Origin of the sequence: Microbispora sp. NBRC 16548 (genome assembly GCF_030268985.1) — a bacterium.
In the GTDB taxonomy this organism is placed as follows: Bacteria; Actinomycetota; Actinomycetes; order Streptosporangiales; family Streptosporangiaceae; genus Microbispora; species Microbispora catharanthi.
Genome location: NZ_BSSF01000009.1, coordinates 102,185 through 123,277 on the forward strand (window position 1 = coordinate 102,185; position 21,093 = coordinate 123,277).

At 70.2% G+C, this 21,093-nt stretch carries 14 protein-coding genes; 7 read left to right on the top strand and 7 right to left on the bottom strand.

Annotation, left to right across the window (positions count from 1 at the left end; translation table 11 throughout):
• Positions 1-2: 2 nt before the first annotated feature.
• The gene (locus tag QSK36_RS25035; RefSeq protein WP_142561050.1) at positions 3-482 is read right to left on the bottom strand and encodes a MarR family winged helix-turn-helix transcriptional regulator; all 480 of its coding nucleotides are present in this window, start codon (positions 480-482) and stop codon (positions 3-5) included.
• 51 nt (positions 483-533) lie between these two features.
• Here QSK36_RS25035 and QSK36_RS25040 point away from each other — a divergent pair, with 51 nt between their 5' ends.
• The 3 genes from QSK36_RS25040 to QSK36_RS25050 all read left to right on the top strand — a co-directional run bounded on the left by QSK36_RS25040 (position 534) and on the right by QSK36_RS25050 (position 2,866).
• Positions 534-1,166: an NAD(P)-dependent oxidoreductase gene (locus QSK36_RS25040; protein WP_285784070.1), complete on the top strand. Its 633-nt coding sequence runs from the start codon at positions 534-536 to the stop codon at positions 1,164-1,166.
• A gap of 131 nt (positions 1,167-1,297) precedes the next feature.
• Positions 1,298-2,173 carry a hypothetical protein gene (locus QSK36_RS25045; RefSeq protein ID WP_285784071.1) on the top strand — a complete coding sequence of 292 codons (876 nt, stop codon included), beginning with the start codon at positions 1,298-1,300 and terminating at the stop codon, positions 2,171-2,173.
• A 66-nt stretch (positions 2,174-2,239) separates the two neighbouring features.
• Positions 2,240-2,866, top strand: coding sequence for a class I SAM-dependent methyltransferase (locus QSK36_RS25050; protein ID WP_285784072.1), 627 nt, complete (start codon positions 2,240-2,242; stop codon positions 2,864-2,866).
• Here QSK36_RS25050 and QSK36_RS25055 read toward each other — a convergent pair.
• The gene (locus QSK36_RS25055) at positions 2,835-4,346 is read right to left on the bottom strand and encodes an alpha/beta hydrolase family protein (RefSeq protein WP_285784073.1); all 1,512 of its coding nucleotides are present in this window, start codon (positions 4,344-4,346) and stop codon (positions 2,835-2,837) included. The genes QSK36_RS25050 and QSK36_RS25055 overlap by 32 nt on opposite strands.
• Positions 4,347-4,499: 153 nt before the next feature.
• Entirely contained in the window at positions 4,500-5,171 is a 672-nt protein-coding gene (locus QSK36_RS25060) for a type 1 periplasmic-binding domain-containing protein (protein ID WP_285784074.1), read from the bottom strand.
• A gap of 175 nt (positions 5,172-5,346) precedes the next feature.
• Here QSK36_RS25060 and QSK36_RS25065 point away from each other — a divergent pair, with 175 nt between their 5' ends.
• From QSK36_RS25065 to QSK36_RS25075, 3 genes are all read left to right on the top strand, one after another.
• On the top strand, positions 5,347-6,579 hold the full coding sequence (locus tag QSK36_RS25065; protein WP_285784075.1) for a HupE/UreJ family protein: 1,233 nt from the start codon (positions 5,347-5,349) through the stop codon (positions 6,577-6,579).
• 116 nt (positions 6,580-6,695) lie between these two features.
• Positions 6,696-8,225 carry a purple acid phosphatase family protein gene (locus QSK36_RS25070; RefSeq protein ID WP_285784076.1) on the top strand — a complete coding sequence of 510 codons (1,530 nt, stop codon included), beginning with the start codon at positions 6,696-6,698 and terminating at the stop codon, positions 8,223-8,225.
• A gap of 76 nt (positions 8,226-8,301) precedes the next feature.
• A complete protein-coding gene (locus QSK36_RS25075) occupies positions 8,302-9,339 on the top strand; it encodes a WxL protein peptidoglycan domain-containing protein (RefSeq protein WP_285784077.1) in 1,038 nt (345 codons plus the stop codon).
• A 32-nt stretch (positions 9,340-9,371) separates the two neighbouring features.
• On the opposite strand, the gene QSK36_RS25080 is transcribed toward QSK36_RS25075, so the two are convergent.
• Entirely contained in the window at positions 9,372-11,555 is a 2,184-nt protein-coding gene (locus QSK36_RS25080) for a prolyl oligopeptidase family serine peptidase (protein ID WP_352240876.1), read from the bottom strand.
• A gap of 489 nt (positions 11,556-12,044) precedes the next feature.
• Between QSK36_RS25080 and QSK36_RS25085 the strand changes: the two genes are divergently transcribed.
• Complete coding sequence (locus tag QSK36_RS25085) at positions 12,045-12,953, top strand: RNA polymerase sigma-70 factor (RefSeq protein WP_285784079.1); 909 nt, start codon at positions 12,045-12,047, stop codon at positions 12,951-12,953.
• Between the two features lie 53 nt (positions 12,954-13,006).
• Here the strand turns inward: QSK36_RS25085 and QSK36_RS25090 are convergent, their stop codons facing one another.
• The 3 genes from QSK36_RS25090 to QSK36_RS25100 all read right to left on the bottom strand — a co-directional run bounded on the left by QSK36_RS25090 (position 13,007) and on the right by QSK36_RS25100 (position 20,959).
• Complete coding sequence (locus QSK36_RS25090; protein ID WP_183543676.1) at positions 13,007-13,936, bottom strand: SDR family oxidoreductase; 930 nt, start codon at positions 13,934-13,936, stop codon at positions 13,007-13,009.
• Positions 13,937-14,257: 321 nt separating this feature from the next.
• A complete protein-coding gene (locus QSK36_RS25095; protein WP_285784080.1) occupies positions 14,258-19,774 on the bottom strand; it encodes a metallophosphoesterase in 5,517 nt (1,838 codons plus the stop codon).
• 309 nt (positions 19,775-20,083) lie between these two features.
• The gene (locus QSK36_RS25100) at positions 20,084-20,959 is read right to left on the bottom strand and encodes a COG4705 family protein (protein ID WP_221264475.1); all 876 of its coding nucleotides are present in this window, start codon (positions 20,957-20,959) and stop codon (positions 20,084-20,086) included.
• Positions 20,960-21,093 lie beyond the last annotated feature (134 nt).

The window sequence follows — 21,093 nt, forward strand, 5'->3', positions numbered from 1 at the left end:
GTCTAGTCGCCCAGCGACATCAGCAGTTGCCTGAGGGTCTCGGCCAGGTTCTCCCGCTGGGCGGGGGTGAGCCCGGCGAGCAGGCGCCGTTCGGTGTCCACGTGGTCGGGCAGCGCCCGGTCGATGAGCTCGCGACCGGCGTCGGTCAGATCGACGTGGACACCACGGCCGTCGACGTCGCTGGGCGTCCGCGTCACCAGGCCCCGCGCCTCCAGCCGGTCGAGGCGCTGGGTGACCGCCCCTGAGGTGATCATGGCGGAGCGCATCAGCTCGGCCGGGGCCTGCCGGCCGCCGCGGCGGAGGGTGGCCAGGACGTCGAACGACGAGGGGTCCAGGTCGTGTTCGGCGAAGGTGCGGCGCAGCTCGTTGTTGACGAGCTGCGTCAGCCTCGACAGCCGGCCGAAGACCGCCATCGGGGACACGTCCAGGTCAGGGCGGGCATCGGCCCACTGCTGCAGGACGCGGTCCACATGATCCGGCACACGGCAAGGGTACCGCCCGCGGCACCCCCCAAATCGAGAGGAAGTAGCGGCATGCGCATCACAGTGTTCGGGGCGACCGGGAACGTGGGCAGGCGCGTCGTCGCCGAGGCCGTGTCCCGCGGACACGAGGTGACCGGCGTGGCCCGCAATCCGGTACGGCTCGCCGGACTGCCCGGCGAGGTACGGACCCGGGTCGGCGACGCGACCGACGTGAACGACGTCGTCGCGCTGACCGCCGGGCAGGACCTGGTGATCACCGCGACCTGCCCGGCGCCCGGCGACGAGGGCCAACTGGTCACGGTCGCCACCACGCTGCTCGCGGCGTGTGCCAAGACCGGCGTACGCCTGCTGCTCGTCGGCGGCGCGGGCAGCCTGACCGTCGAGGGCGGCGGCCGCCTGATGGACCGGGCGGGCTATCCGTCCTTCCTGCTGCCGATCGCGGCGGCGTGCGTCGAGCAGCTGGCGGCCTGCCGGGCCAACACCATCGTGGACTGGGCCTACCTGAGCCCGGCCGACCTGCTCGTCTCCGGCGAGCGGACCGGCGTGTACCGGGTGGGCGGCGACGAGCTGGTGGTCGACGCCGACGGCGAGTCCCGGATCTCGATGGAGGACCTCGCGGTGGCGTTGCTGGACGAAGCCGAACGGCCGCGCCACCACCGGACCCGTTTCACCGTCGCGTACTGACTTCTGGCAGACCACGGCTCAGCCGGGCGTACACGGAATCGATGAGGAGCGAAAAGCCGCCCGCCTTCGAGATCACTTCGTGATTCGAAGGCGGCAGGATTTCCGTCACGTGCCGCGAATCAGGGAGCGATATGAAGCGCCTCAATGTGCTTGCCGTTCTGTTCGGTGTGCTCGCCGCGCTGTTCACCGGCGCCGGCGCCGCTCATGCCGCTTCCTCCACCGACCCGGTCCACGCTCTCCGGCAGCAGTTCGCGGCGGGACGAGGGGTTCTGGTTTCCGAGACCGCCCGGACGAGCATTTTGGAAGACAAGCAGACCTACATCCGCCGGACCACCGGCAGGATCGGGTTCGGAAAGTCCGGAGTAGTCGGCTACGACCTCACCTCCCGGGGGGTGATCAGCCCCGGTCTCCGGGCCGCACTGCCCCCTGAAGAGCTGGAAACGACGCGCACTCCCTTTCGCGCGGTCAACGTGGGCCGCTATACCTACGTCCAGGGTTTCCATTGGGGTCCGATGCCGGAAGGCAAGACCTGGGTCACGTTCGGCAAGGGCAACACGTCCTGGCAGGACTACGGCCAGCGCGGCGACCAGCTCATCGACGTCCTCAGCCCGGCGAGGCTCAAATTCGTGATCTCGAAGGCCTCTTCCCTCCGCTCCGGTGAGTATCGCGGCACCCTGAAGACGCAGAACCTGTACAGCGAGCAGGGTCCTATGAACCCGGACAGGTACACGATCTCGTTCAGGTTATTCGTCGACAAGGCCGGGTTGCCCGTCCGCCTGATCACGCGGTACTCCTCGAAGGAATATGACTACACCCGCGACGGCGAATGGGTCCGGAACATTCACCGGAACGTGGTGGACACCCGATACCGATGGCACGCGAACGTGAAGATCACGGCGCCGCCGGCATCCGCCATCGTGGACTTCAACGACCTGCCGGCGAACCGGCAGCCGAACTTCGGAATCCCACTGGTGATTCACCCGGATGACAGGGTCGCCGCCGAATAGGCCCTCCCGGAGGGGGCCCATGCCGTGGAACGATTCGCGGAGACCCCCATCGTGAAAGGTCGTGGGATGCGGGCTACCACGGATGCCGACGTACGCCGGGTGTTCGACCGGCTGGCGGACCGGTACGACGACCAGATGCTGGCCTGGGAGCGCCGCCTGTTTCCGGGCAGCCGGGAGTGGGCCGTCGGGCAGGCACGCGGTCACGTGGTGGAGTTGGCGGTCGGCACGGGGCTGAACCTCCCGCTGTACGGCGCCGGCACCACGGTCGTCGGGATCGAGCTGTCCGAGCGCATGCTGGAACTGGCGCGGCGGCGGGTGGCGGAGGCCGGCCTCGGCGAGCGGGTCGAGCTGCGGCAGGGCGACGTGCAGCGCCTGGACCTGCCCGACGGCGTCGCCGACACGGTGCTGTCCACGTTCACGATGTGCACCATCCCGGATCCGCTGGCCGCGGCGCGCGAGGCCTATCGCATGCTCAGGCCGGGCGGGCGGTTCGTGCTCGCCGAGCACGGACCGTCGAGCAACCCGGTCATCCGGGCCGGGATGCGGCTGCTGGAACCGCTGTCGGTGCGGTTCGAAGCCGACTACCTCACCCGCGATCCCCGGCCCTACCTGGAGCAGGCCGGTTTCGCGATCGAGTCGGTGACGCGGACGGCCCGCGGGATCAGCTTCCGGGTGCTGGCCGTCCGGCCCTGACCCGATCGAGACCGTCGCGGCCGTCGTCAGCGTCACGGTCCTCCGTGTCGTCCTTCCGCGCGGGCCGGTGGACGGTGAGATCACCGTACGGGCGCAGGAGCGTGGCCAGGTCGCCGGGTTCGTCACGCAGGGTGGCGTCGAGGAAGGCCACGGTGGCCGCCGTGGTGACGGACAGGCCCCCGGTGCGGCCCAGGGAGCCGACGACGGACGGCACCGGCGGCATGTAGAGCGGCGCGTCGGCGAAGGTGAGGTGCGCCGCGCCGGGGACCGTGATCCGGTAGCTCTCCGACGTGCTCAGCGAGAGGATCCGGGTGAGACGAGGGATGTACGACGGGTTGTCGGCCGGGTCGACGGGATGGGTGAGCGCGAGCACCGGCTGATGGTAGGGCCGGGGCGCGGGGTCGTACGGGTAGCCGTCCAGGTTGATCACCGCCGCGAACCGGGAGTCCTGGTGGGCGGCCCGCAGGGCGGCGCCTCCGCCCATCGAGTGCCCGGTCGCCGCCGCCCGCGCGGTGTCGAGCCGTCCGGTCAGCGGGCCGCGGATCTCGCCCCTGTCGAGGCGGCCGAGCTGGGTGAGGACGAAGCTGAGATCGGCGGCCCTGACCGCCGTCCAGCCGGTCGCGAGCCGTCTGTCCTCCTCGTCGTCGCCGGTGGCCACGACCCGCGTGCGGATCGTCCGTCCATCGTCGAGCACGACGGCGGCGGAGTCGTACGGGTGGTCGAGGGCCGCGACGACGTAGCCGCGGCCGGCCAGTTCCTCCGCCCACGCGGTGTTCTGGGTGCGCACGCCTCCCAGCCCGGGAGAGAACAGCACGATCGGAAACCGCCCGGCCGCCGCGGGCGCGTCGTACACGGCGCCGGTGCGGGCACGGACCGCGTCGTCGAGCAGGAAGGCGGGCACGCCGATGTAGTCGGTCAGGCCGTCGGCGACCGTACGCGCCTCCCGCTCGGTGCGGCCGAGATACCGGGCACGGGGACCGGTCGTGCCCTTGGGTGCGGGATACCACAACTGGACCACGACCGTGCGGTGGTCGCCGGGCTCATCGGTGGCGGGCTCCGGGCGGGAGACGTCGGTCCACTGCATCACGACGGTGCCCACCGCGTACGGACCGGACGGCCCGGGGAACGCAGGCACGGGCACCGCCCAGGCGGCGGTCGCGCTCGCACAAACCAGGCCGAGGCAGACCACGACTCCCGGCAGGGCGAGCCACCGTCTCACCCGCCGCGCCGGGCGTCCGGCGAGCACTGGCACGGCGAACGCGAGCGCGACCAGGACGCCAGCGAGCGCGGGCGCCATCTGCCAGCGCAACCCGCGCACGGTCAGCACGATCCCGGACAGGGCGACGACCGCCGCCGCGGCGAGCGCGACCGGCCGCCGGGCTCGGGGCGGGCACCACCGCGACGACAGCAGGCCGACGACGCCCAGCAGGAGCAGGATCTCCAGGGGCGACATGCCGATCCCCCCGATGGTCTCGATCACGCGACCAATCGTTGATCATGCAGGCCGCTCGCGCGTCCACCTGGAGTCCCCGCTTTCGTGCGACCGCGGTCGCATCATCATGGAGACGGTGATCCCGGAGTCTGATCACATCGATCCAGGGGATGGCCGGTAACCGATTCAAGCGGACACGACCTAGTCGAGCCAGAGCACGATGCCGGTCATGCCGTTGAGCACGGCCGCCGCACCCGCCCGGACCGCACGCCCGGCGCGCTCGGGGGTGAAGCTGGCGGGATCGTACGCCGAGGACATGCCGAGCCCCTCGCCGCGGAACGACGCACCGGTCCAGTCGGCGGCGGTGACGTTCTCCGTGGGCTCGGCCAGCTCCGCGCCGACCACGAGGAACTGCTGGTCGAGGTGGTTGGGGGTGACCAGGGCCAGGGGGTCGACGAGGGCGTCGCCGGCGCTGACGATGAGGTCGGGCCTCATGCCGATCGCCCTGCTGATGGTCGGCACGAACTGGTCCGGCCGCGTGGCCGTGAGGGTCCTGAGGCTGACGCGCTCCTCCTCGGCCCACGCCGTCACCGCGCTCACCAGCGTCGTGGTCTGGCGGTCCTCCCCCGCGGTGAGCAGCACCACGCGGTAGCCCTCCGGCGGACGGACCCCGTTCCATGAGCCGGCCCGGGGCGTGATCGTCGCCTCCGGGGCGGGTGACGCGGCCGGGAAGAAGCCCGGGCCGGGGGTGCCGACGGCGGTGGGCTTCGCGTGCGGCCGGGACCAGTCGTCGCCGGAGCCGCATCCGCCGGCCAGCAGGGCGGTCGCGACTGCCGCGGCCAGTGTGCAGGCAGGCAGAAGCCGAGAGCGCATGGGGATCGTCCTTCGGGGGCGGTGGGAAGTGCGCCTATTTCCTACCGCATGATTTGCGGCCTTCGACGCCGAGGCCGTCTCCGCCGGGCGTGGTTCCTCGACGGTTCTCGTACGAGATACCGCTCGTTCATCTCAATCGAGCAGATTTCGTACGCCAAAGCCGAAAAGGAGTCATATGTCCCCCGCCGCTCGGCGTCGTGTCTGTGCTGTCATCGCCGCCGCAGCCGTGGCCGTCCTGTTCAGTGCCCTCTCCGCTCTGCTCGGTGCCCTGCCCGCCCTCGCTCACGGGTTCACCTCGACGGTTTACGTCAACCTCGTCTCACCCCAGGCCGGGCATGTCCGCACCGAGCTCCAGCTGGAGTACGACCTGCTCGTCGTCTCCGCCGCCGACTACGAGAAGGACGACCCGCTCTTCAGAGCGGGCACCGCGGCGTTCGAGGCCGGTGACGCGGGTCAGCAGGCCGCCGCACTCGACGCCCACGCCGGCTCGGTCGTCGCGTACGTCAGCGCACGCTTCGGTGTCACCGCCGGGGGCGAGGCGTGCGCCCCGGTCAGGGACGGCGGCTTCACAATCGGGCGACGCGAGGGCGTCCCGTACGCGCGGCTGACCCTCGACTACCGGTGCCCGAGGTCCGCCGAAGCGCACGAGGTGCGCAGCGCGCTGTTCGCCGGCTCCGAGGGGTACGTGCGCGACAGCAAGACGATCGTCACCTACGACCTCGACCTGAAGTCCGGAAGCACCGCCCTCGACGCTCAGCATCGGTCGTTCTCCACGCACCAGTCCTGGTTCGAGCGGTTCTGGGAGTTCTTCCGGCTGGGAGCCGAGCACCTGCTCGGCGGGCTCGACCACATCCTGTTCCTGCTGGCGCTCATCGCGGGGTCACGCCGCCTGCGCGAGATCGTGCTGGCGGCGACGACCTTCACGCTGGCCCACTCGGTGACCTTCGTCCTCGCCGCCCTCGGCCTCGTGGAGGCGCCCGCGTCGTTCGTCGAGCCCGTCATCGCCCTCTCGATCGCGGTCGTCGCGGGCTGGCATCTGTGGCGTATCTGGCGACGCCGGTCGCACGCCACAGATCTGGAGACGGCCGGTCACGGCCGCCTCGGCCTGGACCGCGCGGGCTGGACGCGGCTCGCGGTGGTCTTCTGCTTCGGCCTCGTGCACGGTCTCGGCTTCGCCGCGGCACTGGGCATCGATCAGGCCTGGTCGTGGACGCTCTTGTGGTCGCTGCTCGTCTTCAACGTGGGCATCGAGGTCGTCCAGCTGACGGTCATCGTCGCCGTCTTCCCACTGCTCGCCCTGCTGCGTCACCGGCGGCCGATCGCGGGGCTGTGGACGACCGGGGCGATCGCGACGGGTGTGTCCGCGATGGGCCTGGTGTGGTTCGTGCAGAGAATTCTCGGAAGCTGAGATCACGCCACAACTTCCGGCAAGCGCAACGGCCCGCCTGCCCCACGTTCATCTCCGCGACATCGAATCCCGAAATCGTGCAAACCGCTCCAATACCCCCAAATGGATGGAAAGCAATGAAGCTCGACAAGGGGACTCAGGGCCCCGGGCTCGTCCTGCGCCGGGTGGCCATGAGCGCCACCGCGGCGGCCCTCAGCGCCGGCGCCGTGTTCGGCGGCGGCCTGGCCACCGCGGCCCACGCCGACAGCGCGACGCTCACCGGCGTCGTCCTCGGCGTGGGCGCCGACGAGACGCAGCGCGTCCTGTCGTGGTACTCCTCGGCCGGCACCGCGCAGGTGGTCCAGGTCGCGCCGGCGTCCAAGGTCGTCGACGGCCGGTTCCCCGCGGACGCCGTCACCTTCCCCGCCACGGTCACCGCGAACGTCGTCAACGGCGGCTACAACGCGCACGCCACGATCGACAGCCTGAAGCAGAACACCGCCTACTCCTACCGGGTCGGCGCCGAGGGCAACTGGTCCTCGACGTACTCCTTCACGACCCAGGACTTCAACGGCAACAACCTCGACTTCCTGTTCTTCGGCGACCCGCAGATCGGCTCGTCCGGCAACGTGGCGAAGGACGGCGCCGGGTGGGAGGACACCCTGAACGTCGCCCTCGCCGCCAACCCGAAGGCCGAGCTGCTGGTCTCCGGCGGCGACCAGGTCGAGTCCGCCAACACCGAGACGCAGTGGAACGCGTTCCTCGCGTCCGACAAGCTGCGCCAGTACCCCTGGGCCGCCACCATCGGCAACCACGACGTCGGCGGCAAGGCGTACGAGCAGCACTTCTGGACGCCGAACACCGACCGCTCCGCGCCGTACTACAACGGCAGCGCGACGACCCGGTCGGGCGGCGACTACTGGTTCACGTACAAGAACATCCTGTTCATCGACATCAACAGCAACGCGTACGCCAGCGGCTCCGACGCCGCGCACATCGCCTACATCACCGATGTCGTCAACAAGCACGGCGCCGGCGCCAAGCACACGGTGCTCATCTACCACCACGCGATCTACTCGCCGGCCAGCCACGCGAACGACGCCGACAACAAGGTGCGCCGCCAGGACTTCCCGACGGCCTTCTCGAAGCTCGGCGTCGACCTGGTCCTGCAGGGTCACGACCACAGCTACTCCCGCAGCTACGTGATCAAGAACGGGCAGAAGGCGAACAAGGACGAGCAGCCCGGCGCCACCGAGGTGTCCAAGGGCCCGGGCGGCGTCATCTACGTGACGGCGAACTCGGCGTCGGGTTCGAAGTACTACGACCTCACCGCTCCGGACACGACCAAGGACCCGAACTACGGTCCCGACCCGCTGAACCCCAAGAGCCACTGGGCCAACTCGGTCGAGAACCAGGAGCACGTCCGTACGTACGTGCGGGTCCAGGTGCGCGGGAACAAGCTCGTCGTCGAGAACATCCGCAGCGGCACCTGCGCCGCCCCCAACGCCGCCGTGGAGCTGGGCCAGGAGTCCTGGTGCGGCCCGGACAGCGGCGCGAGCGCCGCTCAGCCGGTCGGCTCCACCGTCGACAAGGTCGTGATCCACACGAACGAAGGCAAGGCCGGCGAGGACAAGCAGGCCGCGGCCGAGTCCGACTGGCTCCAGTAGACGACCGAGGGCGAGTGGGGCCCTCACGATCAGCCGATCCGGCCCCACTCCCCGAGACCACCCGAGGATCATGCAGATGCACCCGCCGAGACCGCGTACGACAACCGCAGCAGGCTCCCTCGCCCGGGCCGTCGTCGTGGCGCTGCTCGCCGCGTTCGGCCTGTTCAGAGCGGGGACGGGCCCCGCCGCGGCGGCGGACGGCGAGGTCTCCTGGACGGTCGCGACGGCCTCAGGCGACTTCGGGTCCGACCGGCGGAACTACAGCTACACACTGGACCCGGGCGGGCGGATCGAGGACGGTCTCGTGGTCGCCAACCACGGCACGACGCCGCTCCACCTCAGCGTGTACGCGGCGGACGCGTTCACCACCGGGCAGGGCCGGCTCGACCTGCTCGGCCAGGACGCGACGTCGACCGGGGTGGGTGCGTGGGTCCACCCGGACCGGCCCGACGTGACGGTCCGGCCCGGAGAGTCGGCCGAGGTGCCGTTCACGGTCGCCCTTCCGGACGACGCCGCGCCCGGCGAGTACATGGGCGGCATCGTCACCGCGCCGGCTCCGACCGGCGCGGCGGACGGGCGGCGTCTCGGCATCCGGATCCGCCTGCGCGTGGGCGGAGAACTGAAGCCGAGCCTGTCGGTGGAGGACCTGCGGGTGCGCTATTCCGGCACGCCCAATCCGCTCGGCACGGGCGACGCCACCGTCACCTACACGATCCGCAACGGCGGCAACAGCGTTCTCACCGCTCGTCAGGCGGTGTCCCTGTCCGGACCCTTCGGGCACTGGGACGCCCGCGCGGGACACATCGACGACTCGCCCCGGCTGCTCCCCGGCGACATCTGGAAGGTCTCCGTACCGGTGCACGGAGTGACCCCCGCGCTGAGACTGACGGGCACGGTCACGCTCGTCCCGCTGCTCACCGACGCGGCGGGCTCGGTCGCCCCGCTCGCCGTCGTCGAGAGCACCGCGCACGCGTGGACCCTCCCCTGGGCGCCGCTGCTTGTCCTCGTCGTCCTCTGCGGGCTCTTCGTCGCGGCTCTCGCCGCGCGGCGCCGCCGCAAGACCACACTCCGCGAAGGGCCGGCGCGCTCCGGCACACCGCTCACGCAGGAGTGACCCGGCGAGGTGCGAGTGTGGCACGCCGGCTTTCAGAGCGGTTCCGCCGCGGTCTCGCGAAGGGGCATGGCCGTCGTCTTCGGTGACAGGCCGGTGTGTTCGGCGGCGAAGGCCAGGATGTCCGCGGTCAGGGCACGTTCCTTGCTCGCGGGCGAGGCGGCGTGGGCGGTGTCGGGTTCCCGGCGCATGAGGATCGGCCGGTCGCCGGCGGTCGCGTGCTGGAGGGCCGCGCACATCTTGGTGACATGGGCCTCTCCGGTCTGCAGATCGGTCACCGCACCGGTGAAGAGGAAGGCGGGATAGGGGGTTCCGGGCGTGACGTTGTGGTAGGGGGAGCACGTCAGGAGCCATTGGAGTTGTTCGGGCTGGGAGGCGCTGCCGAACTCGTCGGTCCATGTGCATCCCAGGCCGAATCGTTCGTAGCGCACCATGTCACACAGCGGGCCTTCGGCGACGACCGCGGCGTACAGGTCCGGTCGCCGCACGGCGGCGGCCGTGACCAGCAGACCGCCGGCTGATTGGCCGTATATCGCCAGTTGGTCGCGGGTGGTCGCGCCGGTCTCGACGAGCCACGCCGCGGCGTCGTTGAAGTCGCTGATCGCGCGGTGTTTGTGTGGTCCCCGGCCGGCGTCGTGCCAGCGTTGGCCCTCTTCGCCGCCTCCGCGTACGCAGGCGACCGCGTAGGTGCCGCCGGCGCCGACCCATGCGGCCGCCAGGGGGAAGAACCAGGGGCGCATCGGCATGCCGAAGCTGCCGTAGCCGTACAGGAGGGTGGGGCGCGGCCCCTGGTGGTCCTCGTCCGGAGTGAACAGGAACAGCGTGATCTCCGTGCCGTCACCGGCCCGATAGCGGACGGCGCGGCTGCGGATCTCCGGAGTGTGGCCCGCCGTCGCGGCGCCGGCTTCCTGCTCCGTCGTGCCGAGCGCTGCGTCGTAGCGGTAGATGGTGGGAGGTGTGGTCGCGTCGCAGTAGCTGAACCACGCCTGGTGCCCGTGCGGGGCGCTCGTGCGCAGGGAGGACACGACGCCCGCGCCGGGAAGGGGCAGCACGGTGAGCGGCCGGCCGTCGGCCAGGTCGTGCAGTGTCAGGGCGGAGGTGCCATGACGGGCGCGTGCCACCAGCAGGAGAGGCCGCACAAGCGCCGGGCCGTCCAGGACCAGGCACTCGTCCAGGGGAGCCGCAGGATCTTCGGCTATCAGCGTGCGCCAGGCGGCCGGGCCGGCGTCGTACCGGTCCGCCACGCAGACGCGGCCGCACGGAGCCTGGTGGTCGGTGACGAGCAGCAGGGTGCCGTCCGCGAGGAAGCGGGGGAGGACGCGGGCGCCGACGGCCGCCCCGTCCACGACCTTGACGAAGCGCGGAGCTTCCGGATCGACGAGTTCGGCCACGTACACGTCGTTCCGCGCGGCGGGCCCGACCATTGCGGTGACGGCGAGATGACGACCGTCCGCACCGGCCGTGAGCCCGTAATAGTGGTCCGGGGCGTCCTCGCCGCCGAACACCACCGTGTCGGCCTGCCAGGGCGCGCCGATCCGGTGCAGCCGCACCCGCCGGTGCAGCCGCATGTCGCCCGGGGCCAGTTCCTCGTCAGGGACCCGGCTGACGTAGTAGAACGCGTCTCCTCCCGGCAGCCAGGCGAGCGAGGTGTTGCGGGCGCGCGGCAACGGTCCGTCCACCACCTCGCCGGTGCGCACGTCGAGCACCGTGATGTCGCTGCCGGGCTGCTCGGCGACCTCCATCTGGACGGCCACGCGTTCGCCCTCGCGGGACGGCCACCAGGCGTAGATCCCGGTGTGGCCGGACGGATCGACGTCCACCGGATCGACCAGCACCCGCCTGTCGCCCTCGGCGTCGACGACGAGCAGGCGCCGCTGCTCGTCCCCGCGGAGTTGCTCGGCGAGGAACATGAGCGAGCCCCGCACCATCGGGGGCTCCGACACGCCGAAGGAGGACACCTGGTCCACCGAAGACGCCCAGCGTTCCTTCTCACGCCATTGCTCGCGGTGGGCCAGGAAGAGACGATCCTGGGCCGCGGCCCAGTCCCGCACGCGCGCGTCATCGCCGTCTTCCAACCACCGATAAGGATCGGAAACCCGGAATCCGAACAGATCCTCCACCACATCGCTGCGCCAAGCGGCAGGGTAGAACAATCGCGCCATTGAATTCCCCCCGCCTCTATCAGGTCCGATAATGGGTCGAGGCACTGCGGCCCGCATGCGCCGCAGTACCTCGATTCACTCGGCTACGACTCGCCGCGGAGAATGTCCGCCTGCCAGCCGCGTACGCCGCCGATGCGGGCAGCGGGAGTGGAATCGCGATACGGCAGGTATCCAGTCATGTCAGCCTCCTGGATCCGTTCGACTCGCCCGGTTTGGGCGATTACGACGGCAACCGTCCCCGCGCCCGGGATCGATAAACACAGGCGCCGCCTCTCGGGCCTCGACCACGGCGAAGCGACGAGCCGTCAATCATCCTCCCGTTAAATTCGCCGAAAGAAACGACGCCATACGGAAATGTCGGCGGAGATCAATCTCATACGAAGGCAATTCGGAACCTTTCGAGATAGATCCCAGGGCTGACGGCAGCAGGACGCGACCGGATCGACACCACCCGGCGTCACGAACCGCGATCCCCCTGTCGAGGCCCCCGTGCGGGCAGGTGAAAAGCTGTATGGGTCCATCCGCCGGCGGAACGGGGCCATCACCATGGGGCATATCGGTGCGGGGAGCCATCGCGGCGGGACGGAAGACCTCGACCAGGCGGCGGCCACCTTCGAGAGCGTGCGGCCACGCCTGTTCGGAATCGCGTACCGGATCCTGAGCAGTTCCACCGAGGCTGAAGACCTGTTACAGGACGTCTGGCTGCGCTGGCAGGCTTACGACCGCAGCACCGTGGCCGACCCGGGGGCGTTCCTGGCGACGGTGACCACGCGCCTCGCCATCAACGCCCTCCAATCCGCGCGGGTCCGCCGCGAGAGGTACGTCGGCCCGTGGCTTCCCGAACCCGTCGACACCAGTAGCGACCCTCACCTCGGCGCCGAGCGAGGCGAAGCCCTCGGCTTCGCGGTCCTGCTCCTGCTGGAGAAGCTCTCGCCCACCGAACGCGCGGCCTACGTGCTGAGAGAAGCGTTCGACTATCCCTATCGGCAGATCGCCGAGATCATCGAGGCGAGTGAGGTCGCGGTGCGGCAACTCGTCAGCAGGGCACGCAAACGCATCGTCTCCGAGCGCCGAGCACCGGTGAAGCGTGCCGACCAGCGCAGACTGCTCACCGCCTTCGTCGCCGCCGCCCGCTCCGGCGACCTTGCCGCGTTGGAAGAGCTCCTCGCCGCGGACGTCATCAGTTACTCCGACGGCGGCGGTGCCGTACGAGCCTCGCGCATCCCCGTGATCGGCGCGTTCCGGGTCGCGAAGTACATCAGAGCGTTCGCGGACCGGTTCTGGGCCGGGGTCGAGGTGGAATGGGCCGAGGTGAACGGGCAGGCGGCCGCTTTGCTGCGCCACGACGGCGAGCTGTTCACGGTCCTCACCGTCAACGCCTCCGACGAGGGCATCGACCAGGTGCTGTGGATGATGAACCCCGCCAAGATCGCCGCTCTGTCCACCGCGAGCTGACCCGGCGCGCGCCGGGCAGCGGCCGATGGGCATGAAACCGGCTCCTTCTTTCCTCAGGCGGGGAACTCGACCCGGGCCAGTCGCTCGGAGACGGTCCACAGCCGGGCCGCGTCGCGCTCGACCCGGACCGATTTGTAGAGGGGCAACTCCGTCGGCCCACCGGTGAACTGGCCGATGCCGTCGGGGCCGTAGAAACGGCCGCCCTGCGCCTGTGGACTGGTGGCCGCGTACAGGGCCGGCTGCAGCCCGGCGTCGACCGTCTGTACGAACAGGCCCCACCGGAGGAGCCGCTTCATGATCCTCTCGTAGGGCGCGGAGCGGCTGCGGCCCAGGTTCGGGCCGGACGCGTAGAGATTGGTCAGGGTCGTGCCGGGATGCGCGATGTTGCTGACGACGCCCCACCCGCCGGCCTTGCTGCGCCGGTCCAGTTCGAGCCCGAAGAGAAGGTTGGCCAGCTTCGACTGACCGTACGAGCGGATCGGCGAGTACTTCCGTTCACTCTGCAGGTCGTCCCAGTCGACAGCGGCGGAGCGGGCGGCGCTGCTGGACATCGTGGTGACCCGCGCCCCTCTGAGGCGCAGCAGCGGCAGGAGTCGTGCGACCAGGGCCACGTGGCCGACGTGGTTGGTGCCGAACTGCAACTCCAGGCCGTCCACGGTGGTCTGCCGGGTGGCGGGGGCCATCACGCCCGCGTTGTTGATCAGGATGTCGATCGGACGGGCCTCGCGTCGAAGGGTGGCGGCGAGCGCCGCGATCGATTCCAGCGAGGCCAGGTCGAGCTCACGAGTGGAGACGGTGGCCTCCGGCACAGCCTCGTGGATCTTCTGGACGGCGGCGGCGCCCTTGGCGGGATTGCGGACCGGCAGCACGACCTCGGCCCCGGCCCGGGCCAGGCGTATGGCCAAGCCGAGACCGAGCCCGTCGCTGCCGCCCGTCACCACGGCCACCCTGCCGGTCAAATCGGGCACGCTCACGGCATCCACAGCAAACCTCCTGGTCGACAGAGAGTTCCGGTCTGCCGACAAGACAGGACAGGGTCCCCATCTGTGACACGCGCGAGCTGCGGCGGTGACGCCGGCTCGCCGCCGGCGTCCCGTTCCACGCCTCGACGAGCACGCCGTACTCGGAACGGGAGATGAGGCCGTCCCCGTCGAGGTCGACGGCCTCGAACATCGCGTCGGCGGTGGCGTGACCATACACAGCAGGTGACTAATCCGTTACAGCAATGGCGCCCGCGGCCGAAGCCGACGGGCGCCATGCGTTCCGCGGTCACCGCAGAGGCTGGGGCCTCTCCGGCCGGTACGTCACGGAGTGACGGTCACCTGGACCGCCGGGGCCGTGCCGATCTGGACGTCCAGGACGACCGGCTTGCCGGCGAGGAGAGCGGCGCGGGCCTCGTCACGGAGGTTGAGCTTCAGGTCCCTGGTCGTGCCGGGCTGCAGCGTGACCTTCTTGGTGTCGAGAGGGTGGCCGTCGTGGGAGACGGCGACCTGTTCCCGGCACTTGTCCGCACCCGCGCAGACCAGGGTGATCGTCGCCTGGGCGGGGGCGTCCCCCTTCACCTTGACCGTGGCGGTGACGGTGTCGTGGAGCACCCGCATCGCCGGGGTTTCCGGCGCCCGCGGGAGGAGCGAGGCGACTTGGCGTGCCGTGTCGCCTGAGGTGTTCAGCGCGAGGGTCGTCCCCTCCGGCTGGTTCACGAGCACGGTCAGCGTCGCGTTGCCCTGCTCGTCGAGGGGTACCTCTCCGAGGTAGGCGATGTCGTCCTCGGCCGGAGCCGACGTCGAGGCGCCGGCCTTCAGTAGGAGGAACGACAACCGCTTGGCCCCCGCGACGGTCCCGGCGGACACCGTCACGGTGACGGTGCCGTCGTCGTTCACGACCGTCTCGTGGCGGATGCCGCCGGTTTCGGTGGCTCCGGCCGCCGGCGGGACCGCGGTGGTGAACGCGACGGGCCGCGCCCCGGCCTCGGTGACGGCCTCGCCCACGGCCGCGGTCGCCTGAGCCTCGGGTACGGGTGTCTCGGTCGCCTCGGTGGCGGGTGCCGCCGCGCCGCGCAGAACCGGTCGCCCGAGCCCGGCGTCCCACTGCCACACCGACTCGAAGTCGAAGCCGAGCTTGCCGGCCCAGAAGGCCTGTCCGGCGACCTCGTCCCGGGTCGCGGTGGCGCCGTTGAGCGTGGCCGGGCCGGTCGCGGTCTCGGTCTGGGATTTCGCCTCGACCGTCTCGACCGCCCAGTTGTCGCTCAGCGTGGCGACGTTGTTCGCCAGCACCCGGCCCAGGAAGCGGTGCGCCCAGGACGGCGCGGTGACCGTCGGGTTGAGCGCGATCGAGTCGCGGATGGTGGTGCCGGTGTAGCCGTAGCCCGCCACACCGCCGTCGTTGCGGCTGTCCGCGGTGACGGCGCCCGTGGAGAAGACCCGCTCCGTGGTGGAACCGGCCAGGGCCACGCCGATCACGCCGCCCGCCTCGGTGGTGCGCACGTGCACGTTCGCCGTGGAGTAGGCGTCGCGCACGACGCCCTGCGAGTCGCCGACGAGACCACCCGCGCGCGAGCCCGCGGTCACGGATCCGGAGACCCACACGCGCTCGATGGTGCCGGTGCTGCTGTTGGCCAGGATGCCGGCGCGAGCGGTGGTGGTGTCCACTGTGGCGTCGAGGACCGCGAGGTCGTGGACGTGCCCGGAGATCTGGGCGAACAGGCCACCGGTGGTGGAGGTCAGGCCCTTGACGGTGTGGCCGGCGCCGTCCAGCTCGCCGGTGAACGGCCCCGGCAGGCTGGTGAACGGCCTGCCGGTCAGGTCGAGGTCGGCGGCGAGCACGTAGTCGTAGGACGGGTGCCGCCCCATCAGGGCCAGGTCCTCGACGCTGTCGACGACGTAGAAGCCGCGCTCGTCCGCCGGCAGCCCGGGCGCCGGGACCGGCTCGAGCGTCTCCGGCGCCATCCGCAGGGTCGGGCGCCTGGCGACGTCGTTCCACTGCCAGACGGCCGCGAAGTCCCAGCCGCGGTCCTCGTAGAAGGCCTGCTTCTGGATCTCCGAGGGCGCGACCACGTTGCCCTTCTGGTTGTCGGCCGCGGGCGGGTCGGTCAGCGACTGCCCGCTGATCGGCACGGAACGGCTGACGTGGTTGTCCTCGAGCGTGGCGGTCTGCCCGGTGTAGACGCGACCGACGATGGCGTGCGCGTAGCTCGATGCGGAGATGTTCGCGTTCAGCGCGACCGTGTGGCGCACCTGGGTGTCGGTGTAGCCGTAGGCGGCCACGCCGCCCGCGGACGCGCTGTTCGCGACGACCGCACCGGTGGCCAGGACGTTCTCGGTGACCGACCCGCCGACGGAGACGCCGACGACGCCCCCGGCGTACTGGGTCGTGGCGTGCACGTCCACCGTGGAAACACTGTCGCGGACCGTGCCGAAGTGGTGGCCGGTGATGCCGCCGACGTAGCTGTTCGCGGTCAGCGACCCGTCGACGCGGACCCGCTGGATCGTGCCGTGGTTGGCGTCGGCGACCAGTCCGGCGGTGGAACGGTCGGTGGTGACGTCACCCTGGACCACCAGGTCCTCGATCGTGCCGTGGTTGTCGGCGAACAGGCCCGGCCCCTGGTCGGCCAGGGCGGCCAGCCCGGAGACGGTGTGCCCGTCGCCGTCGAAGACGCCCGTGAAGGTGGTCGTCCGGCCGATCTGGGCGCGGGCGAGCCCGGTCAGGTTCAGGTCGGCGGTCAGCCGGTAGTGACCTGCCGGGTCGTTGTCGACCTTGGCCAGGTCGTCGGGCGAGTCGATCAGATAGGGGGACTGCTCGGTGCCCTCACCGGCCAGGCCCTCGCGCAGGGTCACGGCCGGCTGCAACGGCTTTCCGGACGCCAGGGAGTCCCAGGTGAACAGCTTCACCGTCGAGCTCGGCGCCACCGGCAGCGGCGTGTCGAACCGGACGTACTGCTCGCGACCGCGGTGGTCGAGCGTGACGTCGACGGTGCGCACGTCGATCATCCGCTGCTGCGCGTTGTCGTACGTCGCGGCCATGACGGTGAGCCTGTCCAGGCTGCCCGGGGAGGACAGGAGGCCCACGCCCTTCAGCTCACGGTCCTTGATCTCGGCTGAGGAGACCTTCCAGGAACCGTGTGGTTTGGCGACCGTCACCTCGTCGACCAGGCGCCCGTCGATCGTGTACGTCGACAGCCGCAGGCCGGCGTCGGTCACCTTCAGGACGCCGCCCATCTGGACGTTCTCGTCGAAGACCTTGTCGTCCCACCAGAACTTCTGGTTGTCGTAGAACTTCGGGCCGGACGACCCCATGGTCACGAACGTGGTGCCCGCGACCTCCTCCTCGGGGGTCGTGGCCAGGCGCCCGTCGTAGATCGTGGACCGCTTGTAGACGTGGTCGTGCCCGCCGACGTACAGGTCGACGCCGAGCCGGTCGAGCACGCGCGTGACCTTGTCCCGGTCGATGTCCATGCCGCCGTCGTCGGCGTGCTGGCCGCCGTAGTAGGAGAAGTGCCCCACGACGACGTTCCACGTCGCGTCCGAGGCGCGCACGTCGTCGACCAGCCAGTCCAGCTGCTCGTCCAGGCGCGCGTTGGAGTTCAGGACGGAGAAGTGGATGTCGCCGCGGTCGAAGGAGTAGTTGCTCTCGCCGATCACGCCGTTGCCCGGCAGCGCGAACATGTTGGTGAAGATCGCACTCGGCTGCCCGCCGACCGCGTCGTAGTCGAGGTCCTCGTAGGTCTCGTGGTTGCCGACCAGGCCCGCGTACTGCAGATCGAGTTTCGACAGGAAGGAGCCGTGGATCTTGGCCCACTTCTCCCCCCGGCCGCCGCGGTCGACGAGGTCGCCGACCTGGATCACGGTGCCGCCGCCCGGCGTCCGGCTCTTCAGCTGGTCGAGCACCCGCCCCGGCAGGGTGAGCTCGTCGGCGTCGCCGTCGGGCACCTGCACGTCGCCCAGGATGTAGACCGGCTCCCCCTTGGCGCCGCCCGCGAGAAACCTGCCGCGTACGCCGGTCCAGGCCGGTCCGTCGGTGGCGGCGGGGGCGCGGCCGTCGCGGGCCACGCCGAACCGGAACCGGTAGGTCGTGCCGACCTTCAGCCCGGTCAGCCGGAACTCGTGGGAGCGCAGCGTCTGACCCGTGATGGAGTGCTGGTAGACGGGCTCACCGTTGCCGACCGTGTCGACCTCGTACGGACGGTCGTTCGCCGAGGTCAGCACCTCGGCCGTGGACCAGTCGTCAGAGCCCTCGGGCAGGACCTGCGCGTAGACCCGCTCGACGTCGCGGTCGGTGGTGACGGCGATACCGGCGGAGCCGGGCTCCTCGCCCACGGCCGTGTTGCCGCCGAAGCGGAAGACGTCCGCCGGATCCGGCGCCTTCTGGGATACCTGGACCCGGAGCAGCTCGGCGTCGGTGTTGCCGAGGTTGTCGGTCGCCTTCACGACCACGAACGCGTCGTCGTACGAGCGGATCCGGAAGGCGCCGCCGGAGACCGGCATCTCGCCCGCGGAGTCGAACACCTCGTACGTGACCGCCGGCTGGGTGCCGGAGTCGTCGGTGGCCGTCGCCCGCGGCAGCGTGATCGTGTCGCCGTACTGCGCCGTGGTGGGGAAGTCGCCCGGGACGGTGATCCTCGGGGCGTAGTTCGCGCCGCGGGTGGTCTTCCCGATCCAGATCGGGGCGGAGACCAGGAAGTTGCCGTCGGCCTGGTCCGCGCGCACGTAGTAGAAGTCGCCGTCCCGGACGTCCAGCGTGGTCTTCAGCGTCAGGTCGTTGCCGCTGACCTTGCCGAAGTCGTGGGCGACGGCGCCGCCGTTGGTGAGGAGGCGCGCGGAGGTGAAGGAGTCCTTGGCGTCCGGGTCGGTGAGGCGGAGCTCGACGTCCAGGGTGGCGGTGTCGCCCGGCAGGATCGAGCCCATGAGCGCACCGTTGCCGCCGAACGCGAGGACCGCGTTGGTGTCGGCCGTCGAGTAGAGGCTGCGGTCCCGCATCGCCGCGTACAGGGCGTCCAGGGAGTGCCCCTTGGCCCACACACCGGTGATCGACGGGTTCCCGGACACCCAGGTCGCGGAGTGCTCGTCGCCGTTCCACGTCGGGGCCAGGTGCCAGCCGGCGTCTAGCGCCTTCTGGAACTCGCCCACCGCGTCGGCGGACTTGACCTCGATGAGGTCCATCCGGTCGTCGGCGACCGGGTCAAGGCCCTTGAAGCCGAAGAAGTCGCCCTTGTCCTTCGTGGACGGGTGGTTGAACTGGCCGATCGCGTCCGGGTCCTGCTTCAGGCGGGCCAGGAACGTGAAGTAGTCGTACTTCATGTCGCCGGTGCCGAACGCGTTGCCGTACCCGTCGACGCTGCCCTTCTCGGTCGCCCGCGCCGTCACGTGCCAGTCGGTGTCGAACACGTTGATGTGGCCGGTTCCGTCGTACCAGGTGTTCTCGATCGCCGGAACCGCGACCAGGTCTTTCTGGCCGGCGTTGAACTTCGCCGCGCTCTCGTGCAGGTAGCGCCACTCGGCCGAGTCGGCGTCGCGCCAGTTCTCCACGAAGTCGTCGCCGTTGCGGATGTCCCACATGACGTCGTGCTCGGTCACCGCGAAGAAGTCGGCGTCGGTCTCGTCATGGACATGTTCGTAGGCGTCCGGCGGCAGTTCGGCGCCGTCGCTCACGGAGGTGTGCGCGTGGAACTCGCCGGTGTACAGGGATTTGCCGAGGTAGGTCGGGCGATCCTCGCCCGCTGCCGCGGCCGGGGAGGCCGGTCCGGAGACCAGTGCGCCGGCTGCGAGCGCGATCGCCGAGATCGCACCGGGCCAGGTGAGTGTTCGTGGTGCGCTGCTGCGCGTCATTTTTCTGCCGTTTCACGTGGTTCTAGCGTGCCGATCACAGAAATCACGGCAGGCGAAACGATCAGCGTCGCTCGCGTGGAGCGAAGGTGAACCGACAAAGAAACCTGACAAATCTCACATTTCGGATGCTCAGGACAAAGTGCTGAGCGCCGGACACGAATTCGTCTCGGCCGTTCAGTCGGAGGCCGGCTGCGTACGGCCGGCCAGGCGGCGCGCTCAGCAGAACGGCGAGGCGCCGGCCGATTTGGACCCCGAACGGGAGGCTGTGATCCTCTTCACCCAAGACGCGCCGTACCGCAGCCGCTCGGCTCAGGAGATGCCCGCCATGGCGATGGTGCCGCGGCGTTCCTGGAGATGGGCCCATCCCATGAGGCCGAGCAGAACGGCGAGGAGGACGGCGGAGGAGCCGGCGGTTCCGAGGTCGAGGCCCCCCTTGGTGGTCGGCTTGGTGAGGAGATCACCTGCGGTGGCGCCGAAGGGGCGGGTCAGGACGAAGGCGAGCCAGAACAGCAGCACGTTGGGCACGGCAGGGACGTACTTCAGGACGAGGAGCAGCGCGAGCAGGGCGGTGATGAGCACCACGCCTCCGCCGTAGCCGAGACCCGAGCTATCCGAGAGGAAGTCGCCCAGGGAGGTGCCGAGCGTGTTGGAGACGAGGATCGCCGACCAGAAGAGGGCTTCGCCACGGAAGGTGTCGATGTCGCGGATCGCGAAGGTCAGTCCGGTGGACTTCCAGATGACGAAGATGGCGACGAGGATCGAGATCAGGATCGCGGCGCCAGCGGGGTAGCCCAGGCCGAGGCCCTGCGGCCCCCACCCCAGCGACGTCGCTCCTTTGGGCAGGTATTCGGCGCTGGCGTCGCGGTTCATGAAGTCCGACATCGTCGTGCCGGCCATGCTGGTGGACAGGATGACCGTCCAGTAGAAGAAGGGGTTGTACCGCTTGGAGGCCAGCTGGATCACCAAGGTGGCGAGGAAGACCAGGAACAGCGCGACCGTGGTGAGGAAGTAGCCGATCTTCAACGTCTGGGCGAACAAGTCGCCGGCGGTCTCGCCGAGTGTGGTGGCGGCGACCTTCATGATCCAGAAGGCCAGCGTGACCTCGGGCAGTTTCTTCATCACATATGTGCCGGCACGCTGCATCCCGTGCGCGTCCATACAGGGCGCCTGGTCGTCGTTTCGCACGGCCCGGTCCTCTCACTTCCCGCGACTGATGCCCTGTGGGGATGCGGTACGACGTTCCCGAGCACCCGACTCCGCATTGACACTGCGGCACTATCGGTAATCATCGCATCACGCAAGGCTACCGGCGCAGGTCC